Consider the following 939-nt stretch of genomic DNA (forward strand, 5'->3'; position numbering starts at 1 on the left):
CCATCAGTCCGACCACGCTTTCCCTCCACCTCATCATCAACGGCAGCGACCACACTCTCGACATCGAGCCGCGCGTGACGCTGCTCGACGCGCTGCGTGACCGGCTCCACCTCACCGGCACCAAAAAGGGCTGCGACCAGGGTCAGTGCGGCGCCTGCACCGTGCATGTCGACGGCGAGCGCGTGCTTGCCTGCCTGACTTTGGCGGCGCAGGTCGAGGGACGCGACATCACCACCATCGAGGGGCTTGCCGACGCGGACGGCACGCTCAACGCCGTGCAAGCCGCCTTCCTCGATCAGGACGCCTTCCAGTGCGGCTATTGCACGCCGGGCCAGATCATGTCGGCGGTGGCCTGCATCCGCGAGGGCCATGCGGGGTCCGACGAAGAAATCCGCGAATACATGGCCGGCAATCTGTGCCGCTGCGGCGCCTATCCGCACATCGTCGCCGCCGTCCGCCAGGCAGCAGAGGGGCTCCGCTCATGAGAGACTTTTCCTACCTCCGCGCCGACACTGTCGAGGCCGCGCGCCATGCTTCCGCCCTCCCCGGCGCCATGCTGCTTGCCGGCGGCACGACGCTGGTCGACCTCGCCAAATGCGGCGTCGCCGAACCCTCGACCGTTATCGACATCAGCCATATCGAGGGGCTCAGCGCCATCGACGTCACCGCCGACCGCGCTATGATCGGCGCGCTGGCGAAGATGAGCCATGTCGCCGACCATGCCGGGATCAAAAGTTGCTTCCCGGCCGTCTCGGAGGCTCTGTGGCAGGCGGCCTCGGCGCAGCTGCGCAACATGGCGACCATCGGCGGCAACCTGATGCAGCGCACGCGCTGTCCCTATTTTCGCGACCCAGCCAACTTCCCGGCCTGCAACAAGCGCGCGCCGGGCAGCGGCTGCTCGGCGATCGGCGGGGGGACGCGGGGCCATGCGGAGCTCGG

2 protein-coding genes are annotated in these 939 nt (G+C 68.3%); both read left to right on the forward strand.

Annotated features, from left to right (window positions below):
* Window positions 1–2: 2 nt before the first annotated feature.
* Window positions 3–485: a (2Fe-2S)-binding protein gene (locus tag EN781_RS33275; protein ID WP_126059131.1), complete on the forward strand. Its 483-nt coding sequence runs from the start codon at window positions 3–5 to the stop codon at window positions 483–485.
* The coding region (locus EN781_RS33280) for an FAD binding domain-containing protein (RefSeq protein WP_189347985.1) at window positions 482–939 on the forward strand (458 nt) is incomplete at its 3' end. The genes EN781_RS33275 and EN781_RS33280, both read left to right, overlap by 4 nt.

This window comes from Mesorhizobium sp. M4A.F.Ca.ET.090.04.2.1, assembly GCF_003999085.1.
In the GTDB taxonomy this organism is placed as follows: Bacteria; Pseudomonadota; Alphaproteobacteria; order Rhizobiales; family Rhizobiaceae; genus Mesorhizobium.